The following is a 16,815-nucleotide window of genomic DNA, read 5'->3' as shown; positions in this document are numbered from 1 at the left end:
TCGATTATGGGTAGTCCACTGGCTCCGGGGCGGCTGCCTTCAGTCCAGGTGTCCGAGACATTCAATCAGGCCTTCGGGCGTCAGCTGTTCCGGAATAAACACACGCTCAAAACCCCGTTCCCGTGCCGTTTGTGCCACGCGGTCCACCGGGACCAGCAGTGTGCGGCGCTTGAGGGCGTTGTCTGTATTCTCACCCAGCGCGATGAGATTGTTCAATGTTTCCCCGGACAGCACAATCACGGCATCCGGATCAAAATCGTTGAGCGCCGACGCGATGGTGGCCGCTTCATAGTCGGGGCAGACCCGTTCGTACAACTCCAGGTTGTCGACCCGCGCGCCCCGATCGGCCAGCGTCTGGCCCAGCAGCTCCCGGCCGCCGCGACCCTTGGCGATCAGGATGCGCTCGCCGGTGGGCTGGCGCAGCGTGTCGAGGGCCAGCAGGTGTTCGCTGGTGAATCCGTGCGGTGGAATGGTGACCGTCAGTCCGGCCTGCTCCAGCACCTCGGCTGTGCCGCTTCCCACTCCATACCAGTGTAGACCCACTGGCCACTGCGGCCACCAGTCCTCGGCCTGCTCCACGAACAGGCGCGCGGCACCGGGGCTGACCGCAATGACATGTTGATAGAGATCCAACTCCTGGAACCGGGTGCGACGCTCCGGGCTTTCCGGCAGCGGCCGGCGCTCCAGCAGCGGCAGGCAGTGGGTCTGCGCGCCCTCGGCCTGCAGGCGCTCGGCCAATCGGTCCGCGTCCGGTTGCGGCCGGCAGATGAGGATGCGTCGGCCGGTCAGCGGGCGATCATTCGACCTTGTAGCCATAGATCTCCGCCAGAATCCGGTCGGCGCCCATCCGCAGCAGATCCTCGGCCAGTTCACGGCCCAGGCGCTCGCCTTGATCGCGCGGTGCGCGGCCTTCCACCCGGTAGACTTCCTGACCGTTGACCGACGACACCAGGCCCCGCAGCCAGACGGTGTCCTGATCTTCCAGCAGGGCGTAGGCGGCAATGGGCACTTGGCAGCCGCCTTCAAGGCGCTTGTTCAGGGCCCGCTCGGCGTGAACCCGATCGGCTGAATCGATATGGTTCAGCGGGCGCAGCAGATCCACCAGTTCCTGATCATCCAGCCGGCACTCGATGCCGAGGGCACCCTGGCCGACCGCCGGCAGGGAAATGGTGTCGGGAATGCAGTAGCGGATGCGCTCGTCGAAGCCGAGACGCTTGAGGCCGGAGCTGGCCAGTACGATGGCGTCGTAGTCACCGGCGTCCAGCTTGGCCAGGCGGGTGTTCACATTGCCGCGCAGGGTGCGGATTTCCAGATCCGGGCGATAGGCCCGCAACTGGGCTTCCCGGCGCATGCTGGAGGTGCCGACGATGGCGCCCTGGGGCAGGGCATCGACGTTCTCAAAGTGATTGCTGACAAACGCATCCGTGGGATCACCACGCTCGCAGATGGCGACCAGCCCCAGGCCTTCCGGGAACTCCATCGGCACATCTTTCATGGAATGGACCGCCAGATCGGCGCGGCCATCCAGCATGGCTTCTTCCAGTTCCTTGACGAACAGTGCCTTGCCGCCGATCTTGGCCAGCGGCACGTCGAGGATCTTGTCCCCCTGGGTCTTGATGCCCAGCAGTTCCACCTTGACGTGGGGGTGCAGGCGCTCCAGCTCGGCCTTAATGAATTCCGCCTGCCAGAGGGCGAGGGCGCTGTTACGGGTTGCAATGCGCAGGGTACGTTCTGTCATGGAAATACAATCGGATATCCGGTCTGTGGAAGGCCCTAGCCTAACGTGAATGGCGCCAAAAGTCGCGGGCTTGCGCTTCCTTCCATGGTCGTATCAGGGGCGTTGCATCCGGTCTATGAACGCTCCTGCCGGTGCAGGGCCTCCCGTACCGAGCTGGCATGCCGCCGGCTCACCTGCAGGCGCGCCTCGTGGTTCCTGAGGCGGATCAGGTACTGACCTTCCGGGGAGCGGGTCATGGCGGCGATATGGCGCCGGCCCACCAGGGTGTGGCGATGGACGCGCAACAGGGTGTCCGGGTAGCTGTGTTCCAGCTCCTTCAGGGTGTAGTCGGTGACCGTTTCGCCCTGACCGTGGTGGATGGTGACGCACTTCTGGTCCGCCTCGCAGAAGCGGATGCTGGCGATATCAATGAGTTCGGTGCCGCGATGGGTGCGCACGGCGAGTTGCCCGGGATCGGACTCGTTGGCGGCTTGCAGTGCCTGCAGTTGGACCCGGTTGACCCGGCCGGCGCGGGCCAGGGCGTCACCCAGGTTTTCCCGGCGCACCGGTTTGAGCAGATAGGCCACCGCCTGCACTTCGAAGGCGTTGATGGCGTACTGATCGTAAGCGGTGCAGAAGATGATCGCCGGTGGGTTGGTCAGGGCGTTGATCTTTTCAGCCACCGCCAGACCGTCGAGGCCGGGCATGCGGATGTCCAGCAGGATGATGTCGGGCGCGGCGCTGGCGATCTGGCGCAGCACATCGTCGCCGTCCGAGGCTTCGGCGCAGACTTCGTACTCCGGCAGGTCGTTGACCAGGCGTTGCAGCCGCTCCCTGGCCAGGGGCTCGTCGTCGGCGATCAGAATGCGTTGTGCCATGCAGGGGTTCCTTCAGCCCGGTTGCGGTTCGTTGCTGATGGTACGCCACGGCAACCGCAAGGTCACCGTGTAGCGGCCGTCGTGCACGCTGTGCTTGAGCACGGCCTGCTCGTCGAACAGGGCATCCAGTCGGGCGCGAATGTTGGCCAGGGCCACCTGGTTGCCCCGGTGGCGGGCCTGGTCCGAATCGCTCGGCCGTTCCGGATTCTGGACTTCAATATAGACCGAATGCCGCTTGCGATAGGTGTGGATGCGCACCGTACCGCCTTCGGGGCGGGGCTGGATGCCGTGATAGATCGCATTTTCCACCAGCGGCTGGAGGGTCAGTGGCGGTATGGCTTGTCGGGCCAGTTCGTCGTCCAGGTCCCAGTCCACGGTCAGACGCTCTCCCAAACGCAGGCCTTCGATGGCCAGGTAGCGCCGCGACAGGGTCAGCTCTTCGCCCAGCGGGATCAGCCGGTCCTGGGTGCGCAGGCTGGCCCGGAAGAGCTCGGACAGATCCAGCACCGCGTCCTCCGCCTGGGTGGGGCGGGTGGCGATCAGGCTGGCGATGGTGTTCATACTGTTGAACAGGAAATGGGGGTGGATTCGGGCCTGCAGCGCCGCCATCCGGGACTGCATTTCCGCCTGTTTCTGCTGCTGCCACTGATTCTGGAGGTAGAAATAACGCAATACCATCAGCGTGATGATCAGCGCCGCCAGCAGGTTGCGCCCCAGCATGTGGCTGGGCAGCGGCAGGGTCTCGGCGCTGAGGATGCCGTCGGCGGCGAAGGTGAAGGCAGCCACGTCCAGCAGGACCACGGCGGAAATGATCAGCACGACCTGCGGCGTGCGGAAATGCTGCAGCCAGCGACGCAGGCTGCAGATCAGGGCGCTGCTGGTCAGCACGGTCCACTGGACGAACAGCGAGACCAGCCCGAAATAGTGCCAGTCGATCCAGCCGTGGGTGGCGTGCAGGATCGACATGAGCAGGACGATCAGCTCGCTGGTCATGACCAGCAAAAACACGGCGCGAACCCGGCACAGATCCGGGACGAAAAAGTCGTTGCCGGCCAGCTCGCCGTCGTTGTGGTTTTTGGGTGGGGCCGGTGGCATTCGGTGTCCTGTGATTGAGGCCTGCGCGCGGGACGCCAGTGGCCATGTGTTTTGTTCGAACCCGGGTGGCCTCTTTATACAGAGGCGCGCCCGGGAATGGTACAATCCCGCCCGATGCGCGAGACGGCGCCGCAAATCCAGTCAGCAGGAAAGATAGCCCATGACCGACCAGAACACGTCTTCCGAGAAACCCTGGGGTGGCCGCTTCAGCGAGCCGACCGATGCTTTTGTCGAGCGGTTTACCGCTTCCGTCGGGTTTGATCAGCGCTTATATCACCATGATATTACTGGCTCGATTGCCCACGCCACCATGCTGGCCAAGGTCGGGGTGCTGACGGACGACGAGCGCGATCAGATCATCGAAGGTCTGCAGGCGGTCAAGGCGGACATCGAGTCCGGTAAGTTCCAGTGGTCGGTCAGCCTGGAAGACGTGCATATGAACGTCGAGAAGGCGCTGACGGACCGCATTGGCATCACCGGCAAGAAGCTCCACACCGGTCGCAGCCGCAACGACCAGGTGGCCACCGACATCCGCCTGTACCTGCGCGACGAGATCGATGTGATCCGCGAAGAACTGGTGCGCCTGCGCACGGGCCTCCTGGATCTGGCCGAGCGCGAAGCGGACACCATCATGCCTGGCTTCACCCACTTGCAGACCGCCCAGCCGGTCACTTTCGGTCACCACCTGCTGGCCTGGTATGAAATGCTGGCCCGGGACACCGAGCGGCTGCTGGACTGCCGCAAGCGGGTCAATATCATGCCGCTGGGCGCCGCCGCCCTGGCCGGCACCACCTACCCGATCGACCGCGCCTACACCGCCGAACTGCTGGGCTTCGATCGACCCACCGAGAACTCCCTGGATTCGGTCAGCGACCGGGATTTTGCCATCGAATTCGGCAGCTTCGCCGCCCTGCTGATGACGCATCTGTCCCGCTTCAGTGAGGAGCTGGTGCTGTGGACCTCCGCCCAGTTCGACTTCATCGACCTGCCGGACCGCTTCTGCACCGGCTCATCCATCATGCCGCAGAAGAAGAATCCGGACGTGCCGGAACTGGTGCGCGGCAAGACCGGTCGTGTCAACGGCCACCTGATCAGCCTGCTGACCTTGATGAAAGGTCAGCCGCTGGCCTACAACAAGGACAATCAGGAAGACAAGGAACCGCTGTTCGACATGGTCGACACGGTCAAGGGCTGCCTCAAGGCCTACGCCGACATGGTGCCGGCGATCGAGGCCAAGGCCGGGAACATGCGTGTTGCGGCCAAGCGCGGTTTCTCCACCGCCACCGATCTGGCGGATTACCTGGTGAAGAAAGGCGTGGCGTTCCGGGATGCGCACGAGATCGTCGGCAAGGCCGTGGCGTTTGGCGTGGCGGAAGAACGCGACCTGTCCGACATGACCCTGGACGAGCTGTCGCGCTTCTCCGATGTCATCGGTGAGGACGTGTTCGACGTGCTGACGCTGGAAGGCTCCGTTCAGGCCCGTGATCACCTCGGCGGCACCGCACCGACGCAGGTGCGCGCGGCCGTAGCCCGGGCGCGCAAGGCTATGGCTGAGTAACGACGTGTTCGAGGGGCGGCCTGAATCAGGTCGTCCCGATCCGCCCCACGCTGAGATCGACGGCGGCCGGGGCCAGATCCTGAATCGGGCGCGGCGCCGTGATTCGGAAACCCTGCCCGAAGTGAATGCCCAGCCGGCGCACCTGGCGCAGGGTCTCGTCGCTCTCGATGAAGGTGGCGACGGTGATCTTGCCCGCCGTTTCCGCAATCCGGTGCAGCGCTTCCACCATCACCTGCTGGACCGGATCCTCGCCCAGATCTTTCATCAGGCTGCGGTCGAGCTTGATCACGTCCACCGGCAGGCGCGCGGCCAGCGCGTAACTCTCCACCGACGCCCCGGCGCCATCCAGGGCCACCCGGCATCCCACGTCATGGATCGCATCGCAGAACACGGACGCCTCGTCCGGGTAGCCGGTGGCGTCGCTCTCCCGAATCTCGAAACAGAAGCGCTCGGCCGGGAAGTTGGACGTTCGCACCTGTTCGGCGATGAAGGCCGGGAACTCCTCATCCAGCACGCTGGCCAGTGACAGGTTGAAGCTGCACAGCTTCAGGCGCGGTTCCAGCAGGGCATGCTGGCGCAGCCAGGACAGGGTCTTGCGGATCACCCGGCGGTCGATGTCCCGGGCCAGGTCAAAGCGTTCCGCCACCGGCAGGAAATCGTTGGGCAGCCAGAACCCCTGATCGCCGTCCCCGTATTCCAGCCGGGCGAGTATCTCCACATGCTCGCCCCAGGTGGCGCTGGTGACCGGCCGCAGTGACTGGTACATCAGCGCGATCCGGTCTTCGCGGACGCACGCCTGCAGACGCGCCAGCAGCTTCTGGGCCTCGCTTTCCAGCATGTTGGCGCCGTGATCGCGGTGCACGTGGATGCGATTGCGCCCGGCATTCTTGGCGGTCTGGCACAAATCCGCCGCCAGGGTCAGCAGTTCTTCGGCGCGGGTCGGCGCCTGGCCGCGGGCGAACGGCACCAGGCCGCCGCTGGCGGTGGTCTGCAGGGGCTGGCCCTGCCACTCGAAGACAAACTCGCCGATATGATCGCAGAGATTGCGGGCCACCTTACGGGCTTCCGGTTCGGCGCAGCGGTCCAGGATCAGCGCAAACTTGTCGGCCGAGACCCGGGCCAGGGCATCCCGGTGGCGGATACGGGTGCCGAGCATCCCGGCCAGTTCGCGCAGGTACCGGTCGCAGGCCCCGGCGCCGGCCGAATCGTTGAAGCGGGTGACGTGATCCAGGTCCAGGAACAGCAGGGCGTGGCCCGGGCTGTCACCGGCGGTCTGATCGATGGCCCGTTGCAGGCGGCGGAGCAGTTCGCGCCGGTTGAGCAGCCCGGTCATGGGATCGTGCTGGCTCAGGTAATTGAGGTTGTCACGGGTGCGCAAACGGTAACTGATGTCGCGCCCCACGTGGACCGCACCCAGCGTGTGCCCCTGGGCGTCCCGCAGTCGCTGGAAGCGAAACTCGTAGACCGGCAGTTCCTGTTCCTGCTGGGCCAGTGGCATCTCCACCGTGAAATGATCCCGCTCCAGCGCCTTTTCCCACAGACGCTGGTTGAGGCGGCGCTCGTTGGGGTAGTCCTGCAGCAGTTGGCACAGGTTGTCGCCAACCCGGGGGCGGCGGCCGAAGGTGCTTTCGAACTGGCTGGCCATGGCCTGGTTGAGCGCCAGCACGTGGAGGTTGGGATCGACCGCCAGGATCAGGTCATCACTGGCGGCCAACAGGCCCTGCAGCAGTTGCTCCACTTCGCGGCGGGCTTCCCGCTGATTGAGGCGTTCCGACAGGTCGACGAGGGTGCCGGCGACGGCGGTGATCTTGTCGCCGGTCATGAGCGCCCGCCCGCTGAGGCGTACCGGGCGCAACCGCTGCTTGTCGGTCAGGATGTGCAGGTCGCGGGTGAACGAGGCCCCTGAGCGCACACAGCGCCGGAACAGGGCGCGCACCCGTTGTTGGTGCTCCTGGAAGTAGAACAGGGCGTGCTCTGGCGAAATATCGCTGCCCGGGCGCAGGTCGAACAATCGGTAGAGACCGTCGGACCAGGTCATGCGATTGCTGCGGGTATCCAGTTGCCAGAGGCCCAACTGGCCGGAGGCTTCGGTCATCTGCAGCAGTCGTGGGTCCAGGGGCTCCTGGCCGCGGGGAGTGATGGCGGCGGTGGCCGGCTGGTCCACATCGGCGACATCGACCCGGATGGAGAACCGGGCGGTGAAGAAAAAGCCGTCACGGTGACGCAGGGTGAGAAGGATCGGATCACCGCGCTCGAGCTGTTCATGGTGAGCCGGGGCGAGCGGATCGTCCTGACGCGTTGCCGCCAGGCTGGCCAGTTTGCGACCGGCCAGCTCCTGGGGATCATAGCCGAGCACCGCATCGGCCTGGGCATCGGCAAAGGTGATGATGCCGTTGTCGTCGATGCGGACCAGCGTGCGTCGTTCGGCGCCGGGGGCGCTCTCGCGACGATGGCGGCTGATGAGGAATTCCTTCACGGTCGTGTCCGGTTACTCGAAAGAGTCACGTTCAACCCGATACGGGTTTTGTTATTGTGGTTTGAAAGCCGACACACATCATATCGATAATGGCGGTTTGAGACACGTTCCACAGAATGAACGTGCGACCCTGACAATCCGGATACCAGACACGCGTGACACCAGCCACTGCCATCCAGCTCGATTTTGCCGACGGGATCGACCGCAAGACCCTGCGCCGGCTCTGCGACCGATTCCTGGGCGTTAACCGCGTCCGCCGGCAGCGGGCCCGGGAGGCCCTGGCCACGCGCCAGCAGGTGGTGCTTGACCTGCTGCCGCTGATTTTCCACCTGAATCACCCCTCACTGCCCGGCTACCTCGATCATGCCTGCCCCTACGGCGTGTCCCATTACCAGCCGGACGACGAGGAGCTGGCGGCGGCGCAGCGCCTGGCCCGAACCTTCCGCATGCGCTCCACTGGCCGTCGCCGGCCGGATATCCAGGGGCTGTACGTTATGGGCAGCCCGGGCACGCTGGGCCATTCGGTGGCCAGCGATCTGGACGTGTGGCTGTGCCACCGGCCGGATCTGGGCGAGGCAGCCATCCGGCGTCTGGAGGCCAAGGCGGAGGCGGTGTCCCGTTGGGCCGATTCCCTGGGTCTGGAGCTGCATGTGTTCGTGTTTGCGGCCGGCGAGTTCCGGGAAGGGCGCCAGCGGGTCGAGGTCAACGGCGAGAACTGTGGCAGTGCCCAGCATTACCTGCTGCTGGACGAATTCTACCGGACCGGGATCCACCTGGCCGGCTGCTACCCCTTGTGGTGGCTGATTCCGGCATCGGAAGAGACCGATTACGACGCCCTCGTGCATCAATTGATCGAATGCCGCTTCATCCGGGCGGACCAGTACCTTGATTTCGGGCCCGTGCCGGCGATCCCCGAGGCGGAGTTTCTCGGTGCCGGGGTCTGGCAGTTGTACAAGGGCATCGATTCCCCCTGGAAGTCATTGCTCAAACTGCTGCTGATCGAATGCTATGCCCGCGATCGCGAGGCAGGCCCGCTGTGTCTGGCGTTCAAGGCCCGGGTGTATGCCGGCCACACCGAGGCGGACCGGCTCGATCCCTACGTCATGCTTTATGAGCGGCTGGCGGACTGGCTGACGCGGATGCAGGCCCCGGAACGGCTGGAGCTGGTGCGCCAAAGCCTGTATCTCAAGACCGGTGTCCCGCTGACCCGGCTGGAGCGGGTGGATCGCCGCTGGCAGTCGGCGCTGTTGCAGGAGATGGTGGCCGACTGGGGTTGGGACGCCAAGCAGGTGCGCTGGCTCGACGACCGGCACCGCTGGCGAGCCGGTGACGTGCAGGTGTTGCGGCGCCAGATTGTGGCGGAGCTGACCCACAGCTACCGATTCCTCTCGCGTCTGGCGCGCACCCACGCCATCAGCGCGGCGATCCGGCCCCGGGATATGGGGTTGCTGGGGCGAAAACTTTATGCGGCGTTCCAGCGCAAGGCCGGCAAGGTGGAAATGATCAATCCCAACCTGGCCCCCAGCCTGGCGGAAGAAAACCTGTCGTTCCACCACCAGTCGACCCAGAACGGGAATGCGGACGGCGTGGGCGGATGGCTGCTGTACCGGGATCTGGAAAATCCCGCCGATGCCTTCTGGCAACCGGTCATCCGGCGCTCCGGCAGTCTGGTGGAGATGCTGGTGTGGTGCCATTGCAACGGCCTGCTGACCCGGGCAACTCGCCTGAACCTGCGCAGCGGGTCCAGTCATCTGAGCCTCGGTGGCTTGCGCGGCATGATCGAGGACCTGCAAACCGACTTGCCAGTACCTGAGGTGGCGGCCTCACGGGAGGCTCTGCTGGAAGACAGTCGTCCGTTACGCATCCTGCTGTTCGTCAACGTGGCGGTGGATCCGCAGGCCACGCTGACCGAGAAGGGGCTGCACAAACTGAGTGGCCGGCACGATTCGCTGGGATTCAGTGGCGGTCGCGAGAACCTGGTGCAAACCCTGGATCAGGTCATGCTCAACAGCTGGCACGAGGTGAGCGTTCACCGTTATGAAGTGGGCGATACGCTGATCCAGTGCCTGAAGAACATCCTGGCGGCCCGGGTGGTGGCGCCGGCCGAACCGCCGGTCATCACTGTACGTTGTCATGATGCCGGCCACGCCAGCTCCATTGAACGGCGCCTGCAGACCCTGTTCCAGGACGTCCAGCAAAGCTTTTTTACCGGCCATCGTGGCCCACACCCGCTGCGCTATGTGATTGAAATCGAGCGGCGTTACTTCGTGCTGCAGTTCCACGATGGTGAGCCCGGCTTCGTCGCCCTTGAATCACGTGCGGCGCTGTTCGAGCACCTGCAGAAACCGCAGCCAACGTATATGCCCGTGGTTCTCGACCGCCATGCGATCGAGGAAGATCCGGCGCTGGATCTGGTGTGTAAGGCCAGTCAGCCGGACAACATCCAGGTGTTCTACCAGGTGCGCGACCGGCGGGCCCGGGTCTGGGTCGTCGACGAGCACGGCTCACTGAGCTATTGGGAACAGGGCTTTACCGGCCGGCGTCACCTGCTGGCGCCCGTCCTGCGCTTTCTGATGAACATTGCCGAGCGGCGCCAGCTGCGCCGGACGCTGATTGATGCCGGTGGTGAGCTGGATGTCACCTGCGCCGAACTGGTCCAACGGCGCGGCCAGTGGGTGATCGAGCGCCGCCCGGGCGTTACCGACGACCTGCCGATGGAGGGCTTCGAACTGCAGGCGGTGGGGCATCAGGAAGGCGACAGCCCGGTGCGTTTCGATCTCTTCTGCGGCGCAGAGGAGTTCAGCGTGCTGGAGTACGGCGACCAGCTGATCCCGGCCGTGGCGCATTACGTGCGGTCGCGGCGGCGCTCCGGCGAGCCGTACCCGGTGTATATTACCGATCTCAACCTGCCCCACGACCTGGATCCCCAGGCCTATCAGCAGGACCTGCAAACCTGCCAGTACCTGTCTTACCGGATTGCCCTGGAGCGGGAGTTGAATCGGGGACTGCAGGAAAGCGTATGAGTGACAGGGCCCCGGGCGCCGACGATCCTCGCACCACCGCAACCCAGTGGGTATACTGGCGCGATCAGTTAAAGCGGAGCGATCACACCATGCCCAGGCGTCTGTTGGCCATTACCAGCCTTATCCTGCTCTTGTCCGGTTGCGGCCAGAAAGGCCCGCTCTACCTGCCACAGGAACCCCAGGCTGCACCGGCGAATACAGCAGCCTCGCCGGCCCCGTCGAAAGACGACAAGGACGCGCAATAACCGGCTTGCCGGGGCGGTGAGACGGTCTTCCGACATTCTCTACAGGACACGACATGGATTACTTCAATTACCGTGACGGGACCCTCTTCGCGGAGGACGTACCTGTCTCCCGGATCGCCGAACAGTTCGGCACGCCGGCCTACGTCTATTCCCGCGCAACGCTGGAGCGACATTTTCGCGCCTATGATGAATCCCTGGCCGGCCGCGATCACCTGATCTGTTACGCGGTCAAGGCCAACAGCAACCTGGCGGTCCTCAACGTGCTGGCGCGTCTGGGTGCCGGGTTCGATATTGTCTCGGTGGGCGAGCTGGAACGGGTCCTGCGGGCCGGCGGCCAGCCGGAAAAAGTGGTGTTCTCCGGCGTGGGCAAACAGCCGTCGGAAATGCGCCGGGCGCTGGACGTGGGCGTGCGCTGCTTTAACGTCGAGTCCGAGACCGAGCTGGACCGTCTCAACGACGTCGCCGGTGAGCTGGGCAAGCAGGCCCCGGTCTCGCTGCGGGTGAATCCGGACGTGGACGCCGGTACCCACCCGTACATTTCCACCGGCCTGAAAGAGAATAAGTTCGGCATCGATATCGCCGAGGCGCGCCGCATCTATGCCAAGGCTGCGGCCATGTCGAACCTGGATGTGGTGGGCGTCGACTGCCACATCGGTTCCCAGCTGACCACCGTCGCGCCGTTCATGGATGCCCTGGATCGGGTGCTGGCGCTGATCGACCAACTGGCCGAAGACGGCATCCACATTCGCCACCTGGATATGGGCGGCGGTCTGGGGGTGACCTACGATCAGGAAACCCCGCCCTCGCCCAGCGACTACATGGCCGAAGTCCAGAAGCGCCTGGGCGACCGGACGCTGGAAATCGTACTGGAACCGGGGCGTTCCATCGCGGCCAATGCCGGCATCCTGCTGACCCGGGTCGAGTTCCTCAAGTGTACCGGTCACCGCAATTTTGCCATCATCGATGCGGCCATGAACGACCTGATCCGGCCGGCGCTGTACAGTGCCTGGCAAGCGATTGTGCCGGTCACCCCGCGCACAGACGCCGAGGAAAAGGCCTGGGACCTGGTTGGTCCGGTCTGCGAAACCGGCGATTTCCTGGGCAAGGAACGCCGTCTGGCTTTGGCCGCTGGCGACCTGCTGGCGGTGCGTTCGGCGGGCGCCTACGGTTTCGTGATGAGTTCCAACTACAATTCCCGTAACCGGCCGCCGGAGTTGATGGTCGATGGCGACCGGGTGCACGTGATTCGCCAGCGCGAGACCCTGGAGGATCAAATGCGACTCGAAGCCTGTCTGCCGGAGTAGGGCGATGAGTGATAACCGACGCCGCAGCAGCGGCGCCAACCTGCCGTTTACCAAGATGCATGGGCTGGGCAACGACTTCATGGTGGTGGATGCCATCAGTCAGCCGTTCCGCCTGCGCCCGGACGTCATCAGCCAGCTGGCGGACCGGCATTTCGGCATCGGCTTCGACCAGTTGCTGGTGGTGGAGCCGCCCGGTATGCCGGACGTGGACTTCCGCTACCGGATCTTCAATGCCGACGGCTCCGAAGTGGAGCAGTGCGGCAACGGCGCTCGTTGCTTTGCCCGCTTCGTCCGCGATCAGCGTCTGACCAACAAAAAGGTCATCCGCGTCCAGACCGCCGGTGGTGTGATCGAGCTCAAGGCCGGTAAGGACGGCTGGGTACTGGTCAACATGGGCGTGCCTGAACTGGAGCCGGCGAAGGTGCCTTTTGAGGCATCCGAGCGGGCAGACACCTATCGCCTTGAAGTGGACGGCGAGACGGTGGAGCTGAGTGTCGTTTCCATGGGCAACCCCCATGCCGTGTTGCTGGTGGATAACGTGGACACCGCGCCGGTAGAGCGTCTGGGACCACTGCTGGAATCGCATACGGCGTTCCCCAAGAAGGCCAACATCGGATTCCTGCAGGTGATCGACCGGCAGAACGCCAAACTGCGGGTGTTCGAGCGCGGCTCCGGTGAAACCCTGGCCTGCGGTAGCGGTGCCTGCGCCGCCATGGTCGCCGGCCGCATGCGGGGCCTGCTGGATGAAAAAGTGCGCATGGTGTTGCGCGGCGGGCCGTTGTCCCTTGAATGGCAGGGCGAAGGGGCCCCTGTTATGATGGATGGGCCGACCGCCCGGGTCTATGACGGCCAGGTGCGCGTGGCCACCGACGCGCCCCGTCGTGGGCGTTCAGGCCGCTCGTCCGGGCGTAAACGGCACAAGAAAGGCTAGCGTCGACGCCCGCCCATGGGTGTCGAGAAAGAGAACCGTCCCTGAAGAGGCGGTCGTGACAGGAGGTTTCCGGGATGACAGATCAGGCGGCGACGAAAACGGCCCCACCAGTGACCGAGCAGGACGTCGTGGCGTACCTGAAGGCCCACCCCGATTTTTTTGTCCACCAGGACGAATTGCTGCGCAGCCTGACGCTTCCGCACGACAGTGGTCGGGCCATCTCCCTGGTGGAACGTCAGGTCCACCTGTTCCGCGAGCAACGCGACATGCTGCGCAACGAACTGGGGGAACTGATCGAAATCGCCCGTCATAACGACCGGTTGTTCGAGAAAAGTAAGCGCCTGCTGACCCAGGTGATCGAAGCCCGCTCGCTCATCGAGATGGCGTCGGTCATCGACGACAGCATCCGCGGCGACTTCGGCCTGGATGCCGCCTCACTGATCCTGTTCGACGATGCCGGTACCGACGCGGAGCCGGAAGGCGCCCTGATCCGGGTCACCCGAGAGGCCGCACAGAGCCAGTTGGGAGCCCTGCTGGAGGGCCAGCGCGCCGTCTGCGGCCAGTTCCGTCTGGAGCAACGTGCGTTTCTGTTCCCTCAGCGGGACAACCCGATTGCGTCGGTGGCCCTGGTGCCGCTGCGCCACGGCGACCTGTTAGGTCTGTTTGCCATTGGCAGCCAGCAGGTGGGCTACTTTGATGAAAGCATGGGCTCGCTGTTCCTGACCTACATCAGCGACACCCTGAGCCGCCTGCTGCCCCCGCTGATGGCTCGCCACAGCCAGCAGCAGCCCCTCACCGATACCGACAAGGTGGTGGGTACCCGATAACGATGATCAACGACCTGCCGGATTCGCTCGACGAGCCGCTGTCGCGGTTTATCGAGCATCTGCGCGCCGAGCGGCGGCAGTCCGTTCATACCTGCCACAATTACCTCCGTGATATCCGGCGCCTGGCCGTCAACCTGGCCGCTTGGGGCGAGACGCGCTGGTCCGGTCTCGATATCCACGGCCTGAGACGTCACGTTGCCGAACTCAGCCGGGAAGGGCTGGGTGGCCGCAGTATCGCCCGTCACCTCTCGGCCATCCGTCGTTTCTATGAATTTCTCCTGCGCGAACGGGAAGTCACGGACAACCCGGCGCTGGACGTGCGGGCGCCGAAAGCGGGTCGCAAGCTCCCCAAAGTGGCGGACGTGGATCAGGTGAATCACCTGTTGAATGCCGACGCGGACGATCCGCTGGAAATCCGCGACCTGGCCATGTTCGAACTGATCTACTCGTCCGGCCTGCGATTGGCGGAACTGGTGGGTCTGGATCTGGACGGCCTGGACCGGCGCGCCGGCGAAGTGCGCGTGTTGGGCAAGGGCAACAAGACCCGGATCCTGCCGGTCGGTCGGCAAGCCTGGCAGGCCATGGATCGCTGGCTGAGTGTGCGAGGTACCCTGGCACCGGAGGGACAGAACGCCGTGTTCCTGAGCCGCCAGGGCCGGCGTCTCAGTGCCCGCAGCGTGCAGTCCCGGCTCAGCCGCTGGGGCAGGCACAAAGGCGCGGATCAGCGTTTGCACCCGCACCTGCTGCGGCACTCGTTCGCCAGCCACCTGCTGGAGTCGAGCGGCGACCTGCGGGCGGTGCAGGAGCTGCTCGGGCATGCGGACATTGCCACCACCCAGGTTTATACCCACCTGGATTACCAGCACCTGGCCCGGGTCTACGACCGGAGCCACCCACGAGCGCGGCGTCGTGGACGCGGGGATGAGGCGGAATCCTGAACAAAATCCGATCCCTGATCGAGTAGATGCCCGGGAAAGGGACGTCTACCCTATATGGACATGAATACTTTTTAAGGGGGCGTTGATTCGCTCCGGCCCACGGAGCTGAAACGAGATCCCCTGAGGGCGCGTGCGTTGGTCTCGGGTATGGGATGCCCGCGGCAAGCGTCCCAAATAACGGCACTCGTTACCTGCCGCGATCGCAAGGCTGTCATCATGAGCATAAAAGAGGCCGGCCAAAAGGACTGGCAAGAAGAACGATACACGCTGCAACGTCTGCTGGTGCGCACCAGTCTGTTCGCCTCGGGGCAGGACGCCGCCATCGACAAGCTGCTGGGCGAGTTGCGGGATGTCTTGCGCCGGGAGACCTGTGATCTGGGCATCTTGCGTCAGGTCCAGACACGGCTCGATCAGGCCCTGGAACGGCTTGACGAGAAGCGATCGCGTTCCGAGCGGGACCTGCACCAGGCGCTTGAGCGCATTCTCGATCAGGTGGAGCAGACGGAGAGCGCCGTCCGCAAGCAGTTTCGATCCCTGGAAAAGCGCATTGCCGACCTGGGCCCGGACAGTGAAAGCATGGCGTCCTGGCTGACGGAGCTGGCGACCCTGTTGGAATCCCACCGCGAGACGCTGGATCAGCCTGAGGATCGGAGTTGGCGGCGCTTTTTCTCGCGCCAGCGTCATGACGCGACGCCGGTTCCCGCCGGGGCATCTACCGGCAGCGCACTGGCCGCACCTGCTGAAGATCCCGCTGACGACCCACGCGTGAACATCGCTCGCCGGGTTGGTGAATTGCTGGAGCATGTGTTAGAGCAGGTCACTCTGGAACCGTCGGCTCACGCCCGTGCGCAGCACCTGAAGCAGCTTCTGGACCAGAGCATGGAGTGGCCGGAGCTGCGGGATGCCCTCAACGAGATCGTTGATCTGGTCATTGCGGCGGTCAGCCGCAGCCGCAATGAATTCGAAGCCTTCCTGCGGCGCCTGGATGATCGCCTCGCCGCACTCAAGGCCAACTGCCAGGCGCAGGCGGAGGCGCGGCAGGATCAGCGTGACGCGTCCGATCGCCTGAACCAGGCGGTGAGCAGCCGACTGGAGGATATGGGACAGGCGGTAGAGACGTCCACCAGTCTGGACGACCTCAAAGCTTCGGTGAGCCGCAACATCCAGTCCCTGTCGTCATCGTTCCAGGCATACCGGGAAGACGAGTGCCGTCGGGAGAAAATCCTTGAGGACGAACTGGCCGCCATGCAGGAAAAACTGGCCGGCATGGAAGCGTATTCGGAGCAGGTTCAGGAGCAGTTGCGCGCGGAGCGTTCCCGGGCCCTGACCGACATGCTTACCCAGCTGCCCAATCGGGAGGCCTGGCAGCAACGGCTGCAGTTCGAATTCGAACGCTGGCTGCGTTATCGGCATCCGGCATCGCTGGCGATTCTCGACATCGACCACTTCAAGACCGTCAACGATTCATTTGGCCACAAGGCCGGCGACCGGGTGATTCAGCTGGTCGCCAAGGTCCTGTGCGATCGTGTCCGCACAACGGATTTCGTGGCGCGGTATGGCGGGGAGGAGTTTGTCCTGCTGTTGCCGGAAACCCCGGTGGACAAAGCGTACACGGTGATTGACGACCTGCGCGAGCACATTGCCGGTCTGCCCTTCCACTTCCAGGACGAGCCGGTCGGCATTACCATTTCGGCCGGCCTGGTGGCCTTCGAGCAGGCCGAAACCCCCGAGGAATTGTTCGATATGGCCGACAAGGCGCTCTATCGGGCGAAGAATGCCGGGCGCAATCAGGTCACCCGGGCCTGAACCGGCGCGGCGTCTGC

Annotated in this window: 13 protein-coding genes; 8 read left to right on the top strand and 5 right to left on the bottom strand. The window is 64.5% G+C overall.

The genetic code is table 11. From position 1 onward, the window contains the following. Positions 1-39 precede the first annotated feature (39 nt). The 4 genes from J3364_RS16505 to J3364_RS16490 all read right to left on the bottom strand — a co-directional run bounded on the left by J3364_RS16505 (position 40) and on the right by J3364_RS16490 (position 3,690). Positions 40-816: a uroporphyrinogen-III synthase gene (locus J3364_RS16505; protein WP_349559345.1), complete on the bottom strand. Its 777-nt coding sequence runs from the start codon at positions 814-816 to the stop codon at positions 40-42. Further along, the gene (hemC, locus tag J3364_RS16500; RefSeq protein ID WP_123636438.1) at positions 797-1,738 is read right to left on the bottom strand and encodes a hydroxymethylbilane synthase; all 942 of its coding nucleotides are present in this window, start codon (positions 1,736-1,738) and stop codon (positions 797-799) included. Before hemC ends, J3364_RS16505 begins: the two co-directional genes overlap by 20 nt. A 113-nt stretch (positions 1,739-1,851) precedes the next feature. After that, the gene (locus J3364_RS16495; protein ID WP_349559344.1) at positions 1,852-2,595 is read right to left on the bottom strand and encodes a LytR/AlgR family response regulator transcription factor; all 744 of its coding nucleotides are present in this window, start codon (positions 2,593-2,595) and stop codon (positions 1,852-1,854) included. A gap of 12 nt (positions 2,596-2,607) precedes the next feature. Beyond that, positions 2,608-3,690, bottom strand: coding sequence for a sensor histidine kinase (locus tag J3364_RS16490; RefSeq protein ID WP_203143637.1), 1,083 nt, complete (start codon positions 3,688-3,690; stop codon positions 2,608-2,610). Between the two features lie 160 nt (positions 3,691-3,850). Here J3364_RS16490 and argH point away from each other — a divergent pair, with 160 nt between their 5' ends. Further along, on the top strand, positions 3,851-5,248 hold the full coding sequence (gene argH, locus J3364_RS16485; RefSeq protein WP_349559342.1) for an argininosuccinate lyase: 1,398 nt from the start codon (positions 3,851-3,853) through the stop codon (positions 5,246-5,248). 25 nt (positions 5,249-5,273) lie between these two features. Here the strand turns inward: argH and J3364_RS16480 are convergent, their stop codons facing one another. Continuing rightward, the gene (locus J3364_RS16480; protein WP_349559341.1) at positions 5,274-7,724 is read right to left on the bottom strand and encodes an EAL domain-containing protein; all 2,451 of its coding nucleotides are present in this window, start codon (positions 7,722-7,724) and stop codon (positions 5,274-5,276) included. 155 nt (positions 7,725-7,879) lie between these two features. Here J3364_RS16480 and J3364_RS16475 point away from each other — a divergent pair, with 155 nt between their 5' ends. The 7 genes from J3364_RS16475 to J3364_RS16445 all read left to right on the top strand — a co-directional run bounded on the left by J3364_RS16475 (position 7,880) and on the right by J3364_RS16445 (position 16,798). After that, on the top strand, positions 7,880-10,747 hold the full coding sequence (locus tag J3364_RS16475; RefSeq protein WP_349559340.1) for a class I adenylate cyclase: 2,868 nt from the start codon (positions 7,880-7,882) through the stop codon (positions 10,745-10,747). Between the two features lie 89 nt (positions 10,748-10,836). Beyond that, on the top strand, positions 10,837-10,992 hold the full coding sequence (gene lptM, locus J3364_RS22625) for an LPS translocon maturation chaperone LptM (RefSeq protein ID WP_502882526.1): 156 nt from the start codon (positions 10,837-10,839) through the stop codon (positions 10,990-10,992). 53 nt (positions 10,993-11,045) lie between these two features. After that, entirely contained in the window at positions 11,046-12,296 is a 1,251-nt protein-coding gene (gene lysA, locus J3364_RS16465) for a diaminopimelate decarboxylase (protein ID WP_349559338.1), read from the top strand. A gap of 4 nt (positions 12,297-12,300) precedes the next feature. After that, the gene (dapF, locus tag J3364_RS16460) at positions 12,301-13,227 is read left to right on the top strand and encodes a diaminopimelate epimerase (RefSeq protein ID WP_349559337.1); all 927 of its coding nucleotides are present in this window, start codon (positions 12,301-12,303) and stop codon (positions 13,225-13,227) included. 74 nt (positions 13,228-13,301) lie between these two features. Beyond that, positions 13,302-14,054 carry a DUF484 family protein gene (locus J3364_RS16455; protein WP_349559336.1) on the top strand — a complete coding sequence of 251 codons (753 nt, stop codon included), beginning with the start codon at positions 13,302-13,304 and terminating at the stop codon, positions 14,052-14,054. Between the two features lie 2 nt (positions 14,055-14,056). After that, positions 14,057-14,992 (top strand): tyrosine recombinase XerC, encoded by a 936-nt coding sequence (gene xerC / locus J3364_RS16450; RefSeq protein WP_349559335.1) that lies wholly within the window; start codon positions 14,057-14,059, stop codon positions 14,990-14,992. A gap of 216 nt (positions 14,993-15,208) precedes the next feature. After that, positions 15,209-16,798, top strand: a complete 1,590-nt coding sequence (locus J3364_RS16445; protein ID WP_349559334.1) for a sensor domain-containing diguanylate cyclase — start codon at positions 15,209-15,211, stop codon at positions 16,796-16,798. Positions 16,799-16,815 lie beyond the last annotated feature (17 nt).

It is taken from the genome of Marinobacter sp. NFXS9, from assembly GCF_040148665.1.
Taxonomy (GTDB): domain Bacteria; phylum Pseudomonadota; class Gammaproteobacteria; order Pseudomonadales; family Oleiphilaceae; genus Marinobacter_A; species Marinobacter_A mangrovi.
This window is presented reverse-complemented; position numbering and strand designations above follow the sequence as displayed.

Excerpts from the sequence above, each read along its gene's own strand:
- J3364_RS16505 (WP_349559345.1), bottom strand. The coding sequence starts at position 816 with ATGGCTACAAGGTCGAATGATCGCCCGCTGACCGGCCGACGCATCCTC.
- hemC (WP_123636438.1), bottom strand. The coding sequence starts at position 1,738 with ATGACAGAACGTACCCTGCGCATTGCAACCCGTAACAGCGCCCTCGCC.
- J3364_RS16495 (WP_349559344.1), bottom strand. The coding sequence starts at position 2,595 with ATGGCACAACGCATTCTGATCGCCGACGACGAGCCCCTGGCCAGGGAG.
- J3364_RS16490 (WP_203143637.1), bottom strand. The coding sequence starts at position 3,690 with ATGCCACCGGCCCCACCCAAAAACCACAACGACGGCGAGCTGGCCGGC.
- argH (WP_349559342.1), top strand. The coding sequence starts at position 3,851 with ATGACCGACCAGAACACGTCTTCCGAGAAACCCTGGGGTGGCCGCTTC.
- lptM (WP_502882526.1), top strand. The coding sequence starts at position 10,837 with ATGCCCAGGCGTCTGTTGGCCATTACCAGCCTTATCCTGCTCTTGTCC.
- lysA (WP_349559338.1), top strand. The coding sequence starts at position 11,046 with ATGGATTACTTCAATTACCGTGACGGGACCCTCTTCGCGGAGGACGTA.
- dapF (WP_349559337.1), top strand. The coding sequence starts at position 12,301 with ATGAGTGATAACCGACGCCGCAGCAGCGGCGCCAACCTGCCGTTTACC.
- J3364_RS16455 (WP_349559336.1), top strand. The coding sequence starts at position 13,302 with ATGACAGATCAGGCGGCGACGAAAACGGCCCCACCAGTGACCGAGCAG.
- xerC (WP_349559335.1), top strand. The coding sequence starts at position 14,057 with ATGATCAACGACCTGCCGGATTCGCTCGACGAGCCGCTGTCGCGGTTT.
- J3364_RS16445 (WP_349559334.1), top strand. The coding sequence starts at position 15,209 with ATGAGCATAAAAGAGGCCGGCCAAAAGGACTGGCAAGAAGAACGATAC.